Source organism: Arcobacter sp. F2176, assembly GCF_004116465.1.
Taxonomy (GTDB): domain Bacteria; phylum Campylobacterota; class Campylobacteria; order Campylobacterales; family Arcobacteraceae; genus Arcobacter; species Arcobacter siniprincipis.
Window position 1 is genome coordinate 26,204 of record NZ_PDJV01000010.1, and the last position, 15,583, is coordinate 41,786.

15 protein-coding genes are annotated in these 15,583 nt (G+C 28.2%); 4 read left to right on the plus strand and 11 right to left on the minus strand.

Annotated features, from left to right (window positions below; translation table 11 throughout):
• From CRU95_RS10295 to CRU95_RS10315, 5 genes are all read right to left on the minus strand, one after another.
• Positions 1 to 1,062: an ADP-ribosylglycohydrolase family protein gene (locus CRU95_RS10295; protein ID WP_129101050.1), complete on the minus strand. Its 1,062-nt coding sequence runs from the start codon at positions 1,060 to 1,062 to the stop codon at positions 1 to 3.
• 87 nt (positions 1,063 to 1,149) lie between these two features.
• Positions 1,150 to 1,725, minus strand: a complete 576-nt coding sequence (locus CRU95_RS10300) for a superoxide dismutase (RefSeq protein ID WP_129101051.1) — start codon at positions 1,723 to 1,725, stop codon at positions 1,150 to 1,152.
• 140 nt (positions 1,726 to 1,865) lie between these two features.
• On the minus strand, positions 1,866 to 2,456 hold the full coding sequence (locus CRU95_RS10305; protein WP_129101052.1) for a hypothetical protein: 591 nt from the start codon (positions 2,454 to 2,456) through the stop codon (positions 1,866 to 1,868).
• 67 nt (positions 2,457 to 2,523) lie between these two features.
• Entirely contained in the window at positions 2,524 to 3,681 is a 1,158-nt protein-coding gene (locus CRU95_RS10310) for an FAD-binding oxidoreductase (RefSeq protein WP_129101053.1), read from the minus strand.
• Entirely contained in the window at positions 3,668 to 4,015 is a 348-nt protein-coding gene (locus CRU95_RS10315) for a hypothetical protein (protein WP_258238680.1), read from the minus strand. Before CRU95_RS10315 ends, CRU95_RS10310 begins: the two co-directional genes overlap by 14 nt.
• Positions 4,016 to 4,148: 133 nt before the next feature.
• On the opposite strand from CRU95_RS10315, the gene CRU95_RS10320 reads away from it, so the two are divergent.
• A complete protein-coding gene (locus CRU95_RS10320) occupies positions 4,149 to 5,027 on the plus strand; it encodes a DnaJ C-terminal domain-containing protein (protein WP_129101054.1) in 879 nt (292 codons plus the stop codon).
• Between the two features lie 11 nt (positions 5,028 to 5,038).
• On the plus strand, positions 5,039 to 5,419 hold the full coding sequence (locus tag CRU95_RS10325) for a heat shock protein transcriptional repressor HspR (protein WP_013135729.1): 381 nt from the start codon (positions 5,039 to 5,041) through the stop codon (positions 5,417 to 5,419).
• A gap of 8 nt (positions 5,420 to 5,427) precedes the next feature.
• On the opposite strand, the gene ftsZ is transcribed toward CRU95_RS10325, so the two are convergent.
• The 6 genes from ftsZ to arsC all read right to left on the minus strand — a co-directional run bounded on the left by ftsZ (position 5,428) and on the right by arsC (position 12,476).
• A complete protein-coding gene (gene ftsZ / locus CRU95_RS10330) occupies positions 5,428 to 6,564 on the minus strand; it encodes a cell division protein FtsZ (RefSeq protein WP_129101055.1) in 1,137 nt (378 codons plus the stop codon).
• Positions 6,564 to 7,952 carry a cell division protein FtsA gene (ftsA, locus tag CRU95_RS10335; RefSeq protein ID WP_129101056.1) on the minus strand — a complete coding sequence of 463 codons (1,389 nt, stop codon included), beginning with the start codon at positions 7,950 to 7,952 and terminating at the stop codon, positions 6,564 to 6,566. The genes ftsZ and ftsA overlap by 1 nt, the downstream gene beginning before the upstream one ends.
• 3 nt (positions 7,953 to 7,955) lie before the next feature.
• Positions 7,956 to 9,422 carry a peptidylprolyl isomerase gene (locus CRU95_RS10340; protein WP_129101057.1) on the minus strand — a complete coding sequence of 489 codons (1,467 nt, stop codon included), beginning with the start codon at positions 9,420 to 9,422 and terminating at the stop codon, positions 7,956 to 7,958.
• A 68-nt stretch (positions 9,423 to 9,490) separates the two neighbouring features.
• On the minus strand, positions 9,491 to 11,773 hold the full coding sequence (locus CRU95_RS10345) for an AAA family ATPase (RefSeq protein WP_129101058.1): 2,283 nt from the start codon (positions 11,771 to 11,773) through the stop codon (positions 9,491 to 9,493).
• Positions 11,773 to 12,129, minus strand: coding sequence for a hypothetical protein (locus CRU95_RS10350; RefSeq protein ID WP_258238681.1), 357 nt, complete (start codon positions 12,127 to 12,129; stop codon positions 11,773 to 11,775). The genes CRU95_RS10345 and CRU95_RS10350 overlap by 1 nt, the downstream gene beginning before the upstream one ends.
• Entirely contained in the window at positions 12,129 to 12,476 is a 348-nt protein-coding gene (gene arsC / locus CRU95_RS10355) for an arsenate reductase (glutaredoxin) (protein ID WP_129101060.1), read from the minus strand. Before arsC ends, CRU95_RS10350 begins: the two co-directional genes overlap by 1 nt.
• A gap of 78 nt (positions 12,477 to 12,554) precedes the next feature.
• On the opposite strand from arsC, the gene CRU95_RS10360 reads away from it, so the two are divergent.
• A complete protein-coding gene (locus CRU95_RS10360; protein ID WP_129101061.1) occupies positions 12,555 to 14,894 on the plus strand; it encodes a flagellar hook-length control protein FliK in 2,340 nt (779 codons plus the stop codon).
• Position 14,895: 1 nt separating this feature from the next.
• Positions 14,896 to 15,171 carry an EscU/YscU/HrcU family type III secretion system export apparatus switch protein gene (locus CRU95_RS10365; RefSeq protein ID WP_129101062.1) on the plus strand — a complete coding sequence of 92 codons (276 nt, stop codon included), beginning with the start codon at positions 14,896 to 14,898 and terminating at the stop codon, positions 15,169 to 15,171.
• Positions 15,172 to 15,583: the final 412 nt, after the last annotated feature.

Consider the following 15,583-nt stretch of genomic DNA (forward strand, 5'->3'; position numbering starts at 1 on the left):
TTATTGTAAAAGTGGTAGTTTATTTAATAACTCTTCACAATAATCCCACTGGTCTAAAGTATCTTTCCACTCTTTTGGAATAGCATTTACTCCAAAATAAGCACCAAGTACCATACCGATCATAATACCCCTAGAAGCATTATCCCCACCAACCATGGCATTGGCTTGAAGTGCTTTTTTAAGACCATCTTCTTTGTTGGCATATTTCAAGATAAAATAAATACTTCCAGGCATAGTCCCCTCAGTTGGGCTAGCTTTCCCTACTTTTATAGGTTCACTTCTCCCCACATCCCAAAGTCTTGCCATTGAGGTAAGTGCTAAATCATCACTAAACTGCTCTTTTGATAAATCAGATTGGGGATTTGATTCCTCTTCATATTTTGCAATTGCTTGATTTACTTTATCTTGATAAAATCCACCCATAAGTTTTCCAACTTCTTCGATGGCAACTCTTGGCTCAGTTCCGTTTATTACTCGATTTGTAACTCTAGCAAAAAATTCTGCCCCACCTAAAGCATGAGATTCTTTATGGGTAAACATAGCTTTTTTTGCCACATCTACTAAGACCTCTTCATCATCATAGTAAGCATGAGCTGCCACGTGTCTTATGGCTGTTGCATTTGAATATCCACCTAAGTCTTCAACTCTAACACCTCTTTTTACTTGAGCATAAGTCTCTCTACTCATAGTACAAATCCAAGAACCCCAACTATTTTCTAATCTATTCATCCAATGAGGAATAATAGCTGACACATCAAAATCTTGGACAGGATTTGCTATTTTTGCTAAATACTCTAGTATTAAAATATTATTGTCCCCATAATCAGTTGTTCCACCAGCTTTTTTACCAGGATGATAGTTTTGTTCACCCCAACCTATTCCATGGGTCATTCCACCCATCATTTCACCAGGACTCATAAATTTCTCTATGGGTTTTTCACCATATGCTTTATATATTTTTTTTGCATCATATTCATAATGACTACCCAAACATAAAGCATCTGCAACAATTGATGCAAAAAAAGCACCTCGGATAGAGTCTTGTTTTGTGACATTGTTCATTTTTTCACCTATTTAATTTTTGATGAATATTAAAAAAGGGCCATATAAAATATGACCCTTTAAATAAATTGATTAATAAAATTCTAATTATTTAAGATTTTGAGCTACAAAATCCCAGTTAACTAGTTTCCAGAAGTTTTCTAAATAAGCAGGTCTTGCATTTCTCGTATCAATATAATATGCATGTTCCCACACATCACAGGTAAGAATTGGAGTTAAACCATCAGTTAATGGGGTTCCTGCATTTGAAGTAGAAACAATTGATAATTTACCACTTGAATCTTTAACTAACCAAGCCCACCCTGAACCAAAATGAGTTACAGCTTTGTTTGTAAATTGAGTTTTGAATTCTTCAACTGATCCAAAGGCTTCAACTAAAGCAGCTTCTACATCACCAGAGATAGTAGATCCACCAGGAGTTAAACCATTCCAAAAAAAGTCATGATTAAATACTTGTGCAGCATTATTAAAAAGACCACCTTCAGCATCTTTTACAATTTCAACTAAAGATAAATCTTCAAATTTAGTTCCAGCTATTAAATTATTTAAATTATTTACATATGTTTGATGATGTTTTCCATAGTGAAATTCTAAAGTCTCTTTTGACATTAATGGTTGCAATGCATCCATTTCATAAGGTAGTTTCATTAATTCGTGTTTCATTTTAATTCCTTTAAAAAATATTGTTGAGTAATAATGATACCCCTATTTAATTAAAAAAGAATAATAAGTTCAAATTAGTTTTATATTTAAGAGAAGTTTTTTTGTAATATTAGATTAAAAAAGGGGTAAAATCCCCTTTTTTATTTTAATAAATCAACTAGTGGTTGTAAAGAAGCTTTCTTTTCTTCTTCATTCATTGAACCTTCCATTGCATCTTCTTTGACTTTTCCAGTGTAAATATTTGTAATATTTCCATCTTCATCAATCAAATATGCAAAAAATCCAGTTTTTGAAGTATCATATTGATTTAAAGATTTTACCATAGAACCATCATAATCATAAACCATAGGTATATTTGAACCCTTTGTCAACTCTTCTAGTTTTCCAGGAATTGCCCACTTTTTAATAAACCATGGGGCAGCTGAAATATTTGCAACCATTACATATGGGATATCAATAGTAAAATATTTTTTCAAATCTTTTATAACAGATAATGAATCATGGTTTCCAACAATAACTAAAGTTTTAGTACCTTTTTTAAATACTTCACTAGAAGAAATAATATTCTTACTTCCTACAAGCTCAATATTTTTTGGCAAATTTTCTAAAGTTAACTTACTTTTTACAATGACATTTGGATTTACTTGTTCTGGTTTTTCAGCAGTAAAATAAACAAGTAATCCAAAACCTATTAAACCTAAAACTGCAATTTTTAAAATATTTTTAAACAATTTTTTTCCTTTTATAAAATTGTATGAGTTTAACTATTTATTATAAATATTAGATTAATAAACATTATCATTTTATTCTTCTAACCCATTTTTTAAATAATCTATCTACTGTAATTTCATCTTCTAAAGTGTCATTTTTTTTAATAAAATCTACAAGTTTTTTTGCTAAATATGGAGATAAGACAAAACCTCTTCCTCCTACACCATTTAATATAAAAAGGTTTTCATATCTTATAAATCTATCACTTTTTACAGGCGTTCCATTTTTTAAATATGGAAACATATTTAATGTAGATTTAGAATCAATCAAACTTCCTACTAATGGAAAATAATCAAAGCTACTAGCTCTTGCTCCAAAGTAAGTTTTGAGTACTTTTACATTATTTAAAGTTTTTATATTATTAGCTTTATTTAAAAGTTCTAATGTATCATTTTTGTATAATTTATTTGTATAACCAATATTAGCCAAATTCGCTAATTCTGGATTTTCAAAAGCCTTATAATCCTTTTCTAAAATATTATCAAACCTATGGTGTGTAGCACCTATTGAGACTTTATAAGTTTTATTATCTAGCTTTTCATGAGAAGTTGATATTGAACACTCTTTATGGTAGTTAAAATCTATACAACTTGTAGTAGAAATATCAATTCTTTGTCCCCATACAGCTCTTATTTTTATATACTCTTCATCTATTAATTTTATGTCAGAACCAGTGGTTAAAATAAGATTTTTTGTCTTAATTTCATCATTAATAATATAAAAATTATCTATTTTTTTTATATGTTTTACATCATAATTAAATTTTTTATCAATATTGTTTGTGAGTTTTTTACACATATCATAAGAAAATACTTGTGAGCCTATTTTGAAAAAAAAGCCACTATCTTTCTCTTCACATTCAAAATCAAAGTGCTTTTTGTACTCTTCAAAACCTACCCTATCTTCATCATCTTTTGGAACTCTTAAAACACCTTTTTGCACAATCAAATCTTCATCTAATTCTTTATAAAACTCAACTGCAAACTTTAAAGATGTAGTAACTAAATCCTTAAACTTATTTCGCTTTCCAAGCAAAGGAGATAAAAATCCGCCAGCTACTCCTGAAGCAAATTGTGCAACATCATCAAATCTATCTACTAAAAGAGTCTTCTCATCTTTTAAAAAATGTGCCACACAAGATCCTGCAATCCCTGCTCCAATAATTACATAATCATAATTTTTCATTTTCATCTTTTTTATTTAATAATTTAAAATTTGGTCTCCAATACCCTCTTCCACCATGTAAACTTATACATTTAAAACCTGGTAATTTGCCTTTATAAAATTCTAATCTACTTTTAGTAGTTTTACCAGTATCACAATAAAATACAAATACTGTTTTATCTTTTGGTAGAAGTTTCATTTCGTAAGGGTTATAAGTAATATATTCAGCTCCAACAATTGGCTTTAAAATCGTATCTACTAAAATCACATTTATACCATCTTTTTTAAGTTCTTCTTTGTAGTTTAAGTACTCTTCTTGAGTCCATTCATCTTTTTCAAATATTTTGTTATTCATACAATGATTTTAGTATATATTTACTTTTTTAGCAATTAATTTACTTTTTTGCTATTAATTATTTAAACTTGATTGACTACGACTCAAGTTTGTGCTATAATTAGAATAAAAATTAATATTATATGGAGTTTTAATGGCAAAAAGTTTATATGAAACTTTAGAGGTGAGTGATAGTGCCTCAAGTGATGAAATAAAAAAAGCATACAGAAAATTAGCAAGAAAATATCACCCTGATGTAAACAAAGATAAAGATGCAGAAGAAAAATTTAAAGAAATTAATGCAGCTTATGAAGTTTTATCAGATAAACAAAAAAAACAACAATATGATCACCATGGTGATTCTATGTTTGGAGGACAAAACTTCCATGACTTTGCAAGAGGTCAAGGTGGGAATGTCGATTTAGATGAGATTTTAAGACAAATGTTTGGTGGCTCTAGTGGCTTTGGAGGAAGTGGTTTTGGAAACCAAGGTTTTGGGGGACAAGGTTTTGGCGGTTATAGTGAGCCAGATTTAGATATGAGTGCTCAAATAACTATTGCCTTTGATGTTTCTATTCTTGGAGGGAAACAACAAGTATCTTTCAATAATGAATCTTTTGATATTAAAATACCTGAAGGTATTAGAGATGGACAAAAGATAAGAGCAAAAGGAAAAGGAAAATCATACAATGGGAAAAGAGGTGATTTAATTATAAAAATCAATGTTGCACCTAGCCCTGAATATACTCTTGAAGCAGATACCTTAACAAAATATTTTGATGTACCACTAAAAACAGCTCTTTTTGGTGGAAAGATAGAAATAAAAACAATACATAAAACTATAACTTTAAAAGTCCCAGAAAACACTAAACAATACCAAAGATTTAGAGTTAAAGAATTGGGAATTTTAAATAGAAAAACTGGAATAAAAGGTGATTTATATCTAAAAGCAAATATTCTTTTACCAAAAGTTGAAGATTTAGATGAAAATTTAGTTAATTTATTAAAAGAGAAACTACCAGAAACTATTTAAGAGAGGATATTATGGAAACAAACTCATACACAGAACCTGTATATTTAATCTCAGTTGTTGCACAGATTCTAGAAATCCATCCACAAACTTTAAGGCAATATGAAAGAGAGGGGTTAATAACCCCCTCTAGAACAAATGGTAAAATTCGTTTATACTCTCAAAAGGATATTGACCATATAAAATATGTATTAAGGCTTACTAGAGAATTAGGAATAAATCTTGCGGGAGTTGATTTAATACTTCAGTTAAATAAAAAAATAAAAAATTTAGAAGAAGATGTTCAAAAATATAAAACACAATTAAAACAAATAGATAAATTTGGAGTTGTCCCATCATCAAAAGCTTTAGTAATTAAAAAAAGCTCTTATGATATAGTGATTTTTGAAGAGTAGAAAGTTTTCTACTCTGATAAGTGATATTGAACTACGTAGTCTCTCATTAATGGTGGCACATCTAAATAGTTATCTTTGTCTGTAATTATATTTTGTTTAGCACCATCAGAAGGAGTAGTTTCTTGTTTTTTGGGCTCTGGTTTAGACTCAAATCCAGTAGCAACTATAGTAATTTTTACTTCATCTTTTTGTAAAGAATCATCTGAAGTTGTACCAAAAATAATCTCCGCATTTGAATCAATAGTTTCATGTATTTTTTCCATAACATTATTAATAGCAAACATAGAAATTTGAGGATGAATATTAAAGTGGATTAAGATACCTTTTGCACCACTTAATGACATTTTATCAAGTAAAGGAGAGTTTGTAGCAGCATCTAAAGCTTTAATAGCAGCATCTTCACCTTTTGCTCGCCCTATTCCCATAAGTGCCATACCTTTATGTTGCATGATTGTTCTTACATCAGCAAAGTCAGTATTAATATCGCTATTCCCTGGGTTTAAAATAACTTCACTCATACCATTTACTGCTTGGTATAAAATATTATCAATGATTTTAAAAGCATCTTTCATGCCGATATCTTTATCAACGATATCAAGAAGTCTATCATTTGGTACTACAATTATAGAATCACTTACTTTTTTTATCTCTTCAAGACCAAGATTTGCCAATCCTGCTCTTTTTTTACCTTCCCAAGTAAAAGGCTTAGTTACAACAGAAACAGTTAATGCACCTATTTCTTTAGCAGCTTTTGCAATAATAGCAGCAGCTCCTGTTCCCGTACCTCCACCAAGCCCAGCTGCTATAAAAACAATATCAGCACCAGTCAAAGTACTTTTTATCTCTTCATAACTTTCAATTGCTGAATCTCTACCAACTTCTGGTTTCATTCCAGCACCTAGACCTTTAGTTAGCTTTGCACCTAATTGTATTTTTTTAGGGGCTCTTGAGATATTTAAAACTTGCAAATCTGTATTAGCTGAGATTAAGTCGATTCTTCGAGTACCCTCTTGAATCATGTGATTGACCATGTTACAGCCACCACCACCAACTCCAACAACTGTTATTTTAGCTACATTATCTGACAAAGTTTTGTTTGGCATTTCTACTGTTATATCGTCCACTCTAAATAATCCATTATCCATTAAAACCACTCCGAAACTTTATTCCAAAATCTTGCCATACCTTTACCTTTGTTTGTTTTCGATATTTTAGGTAATTGAGTAGGATCTTCAGTTTTAAGTTTAATATCTACATTTGACTTGTTTTCAGTCTGTCTAACATCTCTTTGTATCTCTCTTGCTTCTTCTTTAGGAATAGCTTTTTTCTCTATTATTTTTCTTCTAAGTTTTTTATTTGAGTCTAACTCAAAATTTCTATTTTTATCTAAAGAATAAAAAAGAAGTCCTACAATTGTAGCCATAGTTGAATCATCAAAATTCATATATCCATTTTTGATATTTTTTGGATTTGCTACTTTTACAGGTTGGTTTTCAAAAACTAAAGTTGCTAATTCTCTAATGCCTTTTAATTTACTCATACCACCTGTTATAACAATTCCTGCATCTAAATTATCAGCAATTCCACTTCTACTTAATTTTTGTTTTACAAGGATTAGAGTCTCTTCAACTCTTGCATGAATTATATTTCTAATATCAACCAATGATATTTCTTCAGTTACTTGTTCATCCCCAATTCTTGGGATTTTTATCTTTTTAATAGCTAATTGATCATCTTCACTATTATTTGAAAGTAAACTTCCATATTTTATTTTTATCAGCTCTGCTGCATTATGGGGAGTATGAAGCATCACTGATAAGTCATTTGTTATATGATTTGAACCAACTGGTATAAAATCAGTATATAAAATAGAACTACCTTTATAACAGACAAATTCTGTAGTTGTACTTCCAATATTTATTACTAAACTTCCAAATTTATTTTGTTGTTCATCTAAAACTGAAATTGCAGTTGCATATCCATTTAAAACAAAATTAGTAATTTCTATATTCGATTCTTTGAAAGCTGATTTTAGATTAGTTAAAGCAGTTCTTTTTGCAGTTACAATATAAACTGATACTTCAAGTCTTGCTCCATTCATATTTAATGGATTATCAACATCTGCTGAATCATCTACTTTAAAAAATATTGGGAGAACATGTACCACTTCATATTCAGGCACAATAGTAGCATTATATAAAGCCATTTGCATAACTTGATTTATCTCATGTTCAGTGATTATTCCATTTGGAACATTTACACTTCCCATACTTCTTATTCCTTTAGTATAAGAACCAGATATTGCAACTACTGTTGACTCAATAGGCTCAGAGGTACTTCTTCTTGCTTTTAGTACAGCATTTTGTATAGACTTTGAAGCTAACTCAATATTTGTAATAAGCCCCTTATTTATTCCATCACTCGCTTCAATTCCTGTACCTAAGATATTAATTTTATAATCTAAATCATTTTTAGCAATAATTGCCGTAACATCAGTAGATCCAATATCTATTGCGAGAAGAGTGCTACCCAATTTCTACTCCTTTGAATCTGAAGAAGAGATAACTTCATATTTACTTTTAAGATTATTTATCAAATTATTCATTAACTCTGTTCTTTCTAATTTTGATAAAATATCATTTACAGATGAGTTTTCTTCTTTTGTTATATTATCAGCTAGTTTACTTGAATTTACTTTGTAAACTACTACTTTACCACCTACTTCAATTTTTCCTTCTTTTTCAGAAGTTGTAAAAAGTTTATTTAAAAAAGTATAAGCTTCATTACTATTTAAACCTTTGATTTTATTAATTGATGCTCTATTAACAAATCCTAAGTCTTCACCTGTAAAGTTTTTTAATTCATTTGTTACTAAAACTTTCATCTCTTCACTTCTTTTGATATCTAAATAATCAGCTTTTACCATATCTTTTGATAATTCGTAAGAAAGAGGTTTTGGATCATTTTTCTTAATTACTTTTACTATTGTAAAACCATCTTTATCTTCAAAAGGTTTTAAAACAATACCTAGTTTTGAAGTTTTGATTTCATTTATATTTTCAGCAGAAAAAGGCAATTTATCTTCATAAATTGTTTTAGTTTCATCAAATTTGATTTCATCTTTTTTAAGAGCTAAGTATTTTTTTAAAGCATCTTTTTTTGATTCTTTTAAACTAATTACTTTTATCATATCATCTTTTGCTTCATCAAAAGTTTTTAGTTTGCCATCTTCTTTTTTATAATCCGTTTTAAATTTAGCATAATGCTCTTTTAATTCATCTTCACTTGGAGTAATAATTTTTAATGGTAATTTAGAAATTTCTAAATCATAAGAGTCTGTTGATAAATATTTTATTTTATTTATTGTCCAATACTCTTTTAACTTTTCATCAGTAAGATCAATTTTAATTGATTTTGGATCTAATATTTTAATAGATACATCATCTTGTGCAAATAATAGTTTTGCTAAATTATTTACTTCATTAGTTGTTGGAGTAAAGTCTAATAATGATTCAACTTTTTGTAAAAGTAAATCTCTTTTTAAAGATTTTTCATAAGCAACAGGTGTAGTACCATTTTGAGATAAAACTTTTACATAAAGTTCTTTATCAAATTTTCCATCTTTTATAAATGAAGGCATTTGAACTAACTCTTTTGCAATATCTTTATCAGTTACAAGTAAACCCAAATCATCAGCATAAGATAAAATAAGATTTTTTTGAATAGTTAAACTTAAAGCAGCATCAGGAAGTCCAATTTTTTTGGCCATCTCTTGATTGAATTTATTTCCATAAACTTGAGAATACTGTCTATACAAAGAAGAATATTCTCTTTGATACTCATCAACACTTATCTTTCTATCACCTACAACAGCTACAGAACCAGAAGAACTTCCATATTGATAACTTCCCCAACCAACGAAACCAGCGCCTACAAACGCTATCACACTTATCCAAATTGTAATTACTAACCACTTCTTATGTCTTTGCATCCAAGTTAACATTCTATTAAAATCCTCGATAAAATTTTAGTTATATTACTCAAATGTAGCTTTTGAAAATGTTAAACTACTTAGCTTAATAGGTCATTTATCACAGATTCTCGTTTTGTAGTCTCTATTCTTTTACAAGCACCTTTAAATGCATCTTCTTCTCCTACGATATAACACATACTTTTAGCCCTTGTAATTGCTGTATATAAAAGTTTTGTATTATGCATAATATAGTGAGAAAAACTCATAGGAATAAGAGCATTATCATACTCCATACCTTGTGTTTTATGAATAGTCAAACAATATGCAAGGGATAAAAGTGAATCTAAGTCATCAAAGTCATAAAATACTACCATATCATCATTTGGATATAAGACGATACATTTACTCTCTTCAAAATCAAGTTTAATTATAAGACCCAATTGTCCATTAAAAACTCTTCTTTCTAAATAATCACTAGAACCCGTTCTATACATTTGCATAGTTTGAGCTCTCATATTTTCGTTTTTTATATGAATTACTTTATCACTTAGTTTATATTCATAAAGTTTAGTTTGTTTTGACTCTTCCCTTGAGCTATTAAATACTTTTTGCAATTGTATGTTTAGATTCTCAGCTCCTAACATACCACCTTTCATAGGGGTAATTATTTGAAAAAGAATAAGCGCTTTTGATATATCTTTACCTTTAATTAGTTTGTAAAATTCTTTAATATAAGCACTTGATATATTTAATATCATACTTAATATCTGCTCAGAATTTTGTCCCCTTAGATTTGAGAATTCACCTTGGCCTAAAGAGTTTTTAGATGCATAATAATTTGATATAGATACATCCATAAATTTGAAATCTTCATAATTACCATTATACTCTGGTACATTTCCCTGTCTAATTTCATTTGCAATAACTGCAATTGCTTGATTTTCATTTTGTCTATATATTTTTGTAAGTTTACAAATTGGAGCTAGTTCATATTTTATAGAATCACTTAATATATTTCCAGCACCAATAGCTGGTAACTGCCCATCATCACCTACTATTATAAAAATAGTGTCTTGACCAATTTTTGAAATGATTTGATAAAACATAACAGAATTTACCATTGAAGCTTCATCTAATAATATTACTTTATAGGGAAAATGTTCATTTTCTTTATGTTTTACAAAAAGAGATTGTATAGTTGAGCTATTATAGCCTGTAGTATCTGCTATTCTTTGAGAGGCAATACCACTTAAAGCAATAGCAATAATATCATCATAAGAGTTTATTTCTTGAAGAAGTTCAAGAATTGCCCTACTTGATGTTGATTTCCCTGTTCCTGCATAACCTATTAAAAATAGTGTTTTATGACCTTCATTTATAAGTTCTACTGCTTTTCTTTGCTCTGGACTTAAAGTAAAACCTAAAGTTTTCTCTTTTTTATCTAAATATTCAGTTATATTTGAAACTATTTTTTTCAAATACATATCATTTTCTCTAGCTTTAAAAAACTCTAAAACCCTTTTTTCTGCAAAATATAACATAGATGGAGCATATCTATTCTCTTTTGTTTTATAAATATCTTCATCAAGTTCCATTTTTGCTATTGCATTTTCATATAACATCTCTTCATTTTGGAATCTCAAAGCTTCATCTAATAATCTAAAAAGATGATACTTATCTATTGAAGAGTTTCCATTATTATCACAATACTCTCTTAAAGTATAATTCAAACAAGCCATAATTCTAAAATCAGACTTTTCATCTATGCCTAAGGCTTTTGCTATTTCATCAGCTCTTTTAAATCCTATACCTTTTATACGAATCAAAACATAGGGGTTTTCTTTAATAACTTCAATTAAATTCTCAACTTCACTAAACTCTGAGTAAATTTTTGTAATAAGATTTGAAGTAACTTCAAACTTCGATAAAAAAGAACCAAGTTCTCTTAAATGCTTAAACTTTTGCCATGATGATTTAATAGTTATTAGTTTTTTTTCTCTTATACCTTTGAAATTTAAAAGTTCTTCTGGTTTATTGTTTAAGACTTCTACTAGTTCTTCTTCTGAATACTTTTCTAGTAATTCTAAAGCTGTCTTTCGCCCTATTCCTTTTACTATTTTTGTCAAAAAGAAATAAAGTTCTTGCTCTTTTAACTCTAATGTATCAAAAGCAAATTGGATTCCATATTTTTTGTGAGTTACCCAATTCCCATTTAAAACTATATTTTCACCAACAATTTTTTCAATATCAGTATCAAAATATGTACCACATATTTTTTGGTCATTATCCAATACTGCTATACAAAATCCAGTATCTTTGTTCGAAAATAGTACTTTTTTTAATATTCCTGAAAGTTTAAAACTTTTATTTTCATCCTGCATTAATATCCATCATCAAATTTTTTATGTTTATGTTTGTCTTTTTTATAAGCATTTTGATTTTTATCTTTTTGAAGTAAATTTGCCTCTTTTAAAAGTCTATTTCTCTCTTCTTCAAAATCATCGCTATGATTTTCCAAATATAAAAGTGTCAAATCTATAAATTTTTTTAAATTAAGTAAATAAGCAGAAGTCAATTCCACTTTTTTTACCCTTTTAGTATCTTCAAAATTTTTTAATGTTCTTTGTTTAAAAATCTCAAAATCAAAATCTTCTAGTTTTAGTAGGGAAACAGTTCTTGTAAAAAATTTTTCTAAAACTCTTATATATCTTATTCTTAGTTGTTTGTCGTGTATCATTAAAACAATTCATTTATTTTTTCTAAAGGTCTTGCAATAACAGCACTCCCATCTTTTATAATAATTGGTCTTTCAATTAGTTTAGGATTATTTATCATTGCATCGATTAACTTTTCTTCATCATTTTCATCTTTTAAATTCATTTCTTTATAAATATCTTCTTTTGTTCTCATTAATTCTCTAGCACTCATACCTAGCATTTGAAGAACTTCTTTCATATCTTCTTTTGTTAGTTTTGCATCTAAATATTTAATAACACCTAAAGCTATTTTCTTCTCTTGTAAAAAATTTAAAGCATCCCTTGATTTTGAGCATCTAGGATTGTGCCAAATAGTTATTTCGTCCATGGTATCTCTCCTATTATTATTTTTACTTTATTATACCAAAAAAGATTTATGATTTAATTTTATGATATACTTTGTAGTATGTTAGTCTCTACAAATACACAACTTAATATACTAGTAGCAAATAGTACAAACAAAGTCTTAAAAGAGGTTTTGAAAGAAGCTGATGTTAAAACTTTAATAACTAGTCAAAATAAAGACTTAAATGTTTCGACTCTTTTAAAAAGTCTTTTTAGTAATATCCAAAATAATTCAAAATCAAATGAGACCATATTAAACTTACTAAAAAATTCAAATTTAAATAAAGATTTAGGTTCCTTCACTTCAAATTTACAATCACTTGTAAAAGCTCTACCTGATGATAAAAGTAGTGAGCAATTAAAAACATTTTTACAAAAGTTTTCAATCACACCTGAACAAACCACCTCAAAAGAAGTAAAAGAACAAATACAAAAAAGTGGTATATTTTTAGAATCAAAACTTTTAAATCAAGCAACTAATCCAAACAGTAAAAATGAAAATAGTCTATTAAATGATATGAAAGCTGTTTTACTTAAAACAAAAGCCCAACTAGAAGCCCAAGTTAGCACTCAAAGTAAAACACAAGTTTCTAATCAAAAAGTAGAAACCACACCACAAAATAGTAATCAAGCTATTACTCAAAGTTTAAGTAAAGAAAATATCAATATTCCTGAAACACTAAAACAAATAGACAAACTTTTAACTCAACTCAAAAATCTTGAAAATCCAAGTACAAAAGAGCAAGTTAGCAATCAATCAACTACAACTAATCAAAGTATAAAAAGTGATTCTCCTTTATTAAATGACATCAAAAATATCTTAACTAAGGTTCAATCTCAACTTCAAGGGCAAGTCTCTAATCAAAAAGTAGAAACCACACCACAAAACAATAATCAAGCTATTACGCAAAGTGTAAGTAAAGAAAATATCAATATTCCTGAAACACTTAAACAAATAGACAAACTTTTAATACAGATAAAAAATCTTGAAACTCCTAATATAAAAGAACAAGTTGCCAAACCTAATATACCTAATGAATCAAAACCAACACAGCAAGTAAGTCAACCAACAACTACAACTACTACAACAAGTGCTCAAAGTATTAGAAGTGATTCTCCTTTATTAACTGACATCAAAAATATCTTAACTAAAGTTCAATCTCAACTTCAAGGGCAAGTCTCTAATCAAAGCAAAGTAGAAACTACACCACAAAATAATAATCAGACTATTACACAAAGTATTAGTAAAGAAAATATCAATATTCCCCAAACACTTAAACAAATAGACAAACTTTTAATTCAGATAAAAAATCTTGAAACTCCTAATATAAAAGAACAAGTTGCCAAACCTAATATAACTAATGAATCAAAACCAACACAGCAAGTAAGTCAACAAACAACTACAACTACTACAACAACAAGTGCTCAAAGTATTAAAAGTGATTCTCCTTTATTAACTGACATCAAAAATATCTTAACTAAGGTTCAAACTCAACTTCAAGGGCAAGTTTCTAATGAAAAAACACAAAGTGCAGTTGATAATCCTTCAAAACAAGTAGAAACTTCGCCCCAAGGAAAAGAGCAACAAATAAAAAGTACTGTTCAAAGTACTTCTCAGCTTCTACAAATGAAAGTACAACTAAAAGAAGAAGCCAAACCACAAGCTCAAAACTTAAACAAAGAAAATCTCAATGTCAAAGATACTTTAAAACAAATTGATAGAATATTAACTGATATAAAAAAAATAGACCTGCAAAACCCAAAAGATGCAGCTGTAAAAATTACCACAAGCTTAGATGCAAAAACAGCTCTTCCTTCAAATACTTTTTCAATAAGAACAGACTCCCCTATTTTTAATGACATAAAAACAGTTTTATCAAAAGTACAAGAGCAACTTCAAAATCAAATTCAAAACCAAGCTAAAGATATTGATGACATAAAATCTCATATTTCTAAAGATGCTGATCCAAAAGAGATATTAAAACATGTTGATAAACTTTTGACCCAAATTGATTACCATCAACTTTATTCAATAGCAAATTCATCAAACAACGTATATATACCTTTTTTATGGGACTTACTTGAAGATGGTTCGATTGATATAAAAAAAGCCGATGATGAAAAGTTTTACTGTTTGATTGATTTGACACTAAAAGACTTAGGAAAAATAAATTTACATCTTTATTTATATGAAGATGACAAGTTAGATATTTCAGTTTTTGTAGAAAAAGAAGACACCAAACAATTAATAAGACAAAAAGCGACAAGTTTGAGAAGAGAGTTAAATGGTACAGGGATAAGTGTGATTGGGCTAAATATACATACATTAAAAGAAGATACAAAGCAAAATTTTTATAAACAAAATGACGATTTTGATTTTGGTGTAAATATCAAGGTATAAGATGGATGAAGAAAAGAAAATATTAAAAGTTGCAGCTTTAAAGTATAATATACAAGATGATACTGCACCCAAAGTTGTAGCAAAAGGAAGTGGTGAACTTGCATCTAATATTATAAAAATAGCAAAAGAGAATAATATCCCAATAAAAAAAGATGAAGATTTAGTTGAACTTTTAACAAAACTAGATGTAAATCAACAAATTCCAAATAACTTATATAAAGCAGTTGCAGAAGTTTTTGCTTTTATTTATGACTTATCAAAGCAAAATAAAACTTAATGATATCCTAGTATAAGACTATTTATAATATAATCAGCAAAAAATATACTAAGACTGCTAATTAATGAAAAATATACTTTTACACAATCCTTACTTTATATTCTTTTTAGGACTTATTACAGTATTTGTTAATATTATTTCATCAGTACACTTTTTCCCAATTTTAATGGCAGGTATAATTTTTTTAGCTTTTTTGAAATCTATTAAATACCAATATTATTACTCTTTAACATATTTGATAATAATCTTTTTATTTATAGAATATAATAATGGCTTTTTACCTTTTTCTTTTACCTTTCTATCTTTATTTATATATACTTTTATATTACCCAGTTTAAATAGAGTTATTTCATTACATAATCTAAATAATTATATTTATATATTAACTTTTTATATAGGTGTTCTTTTAGTT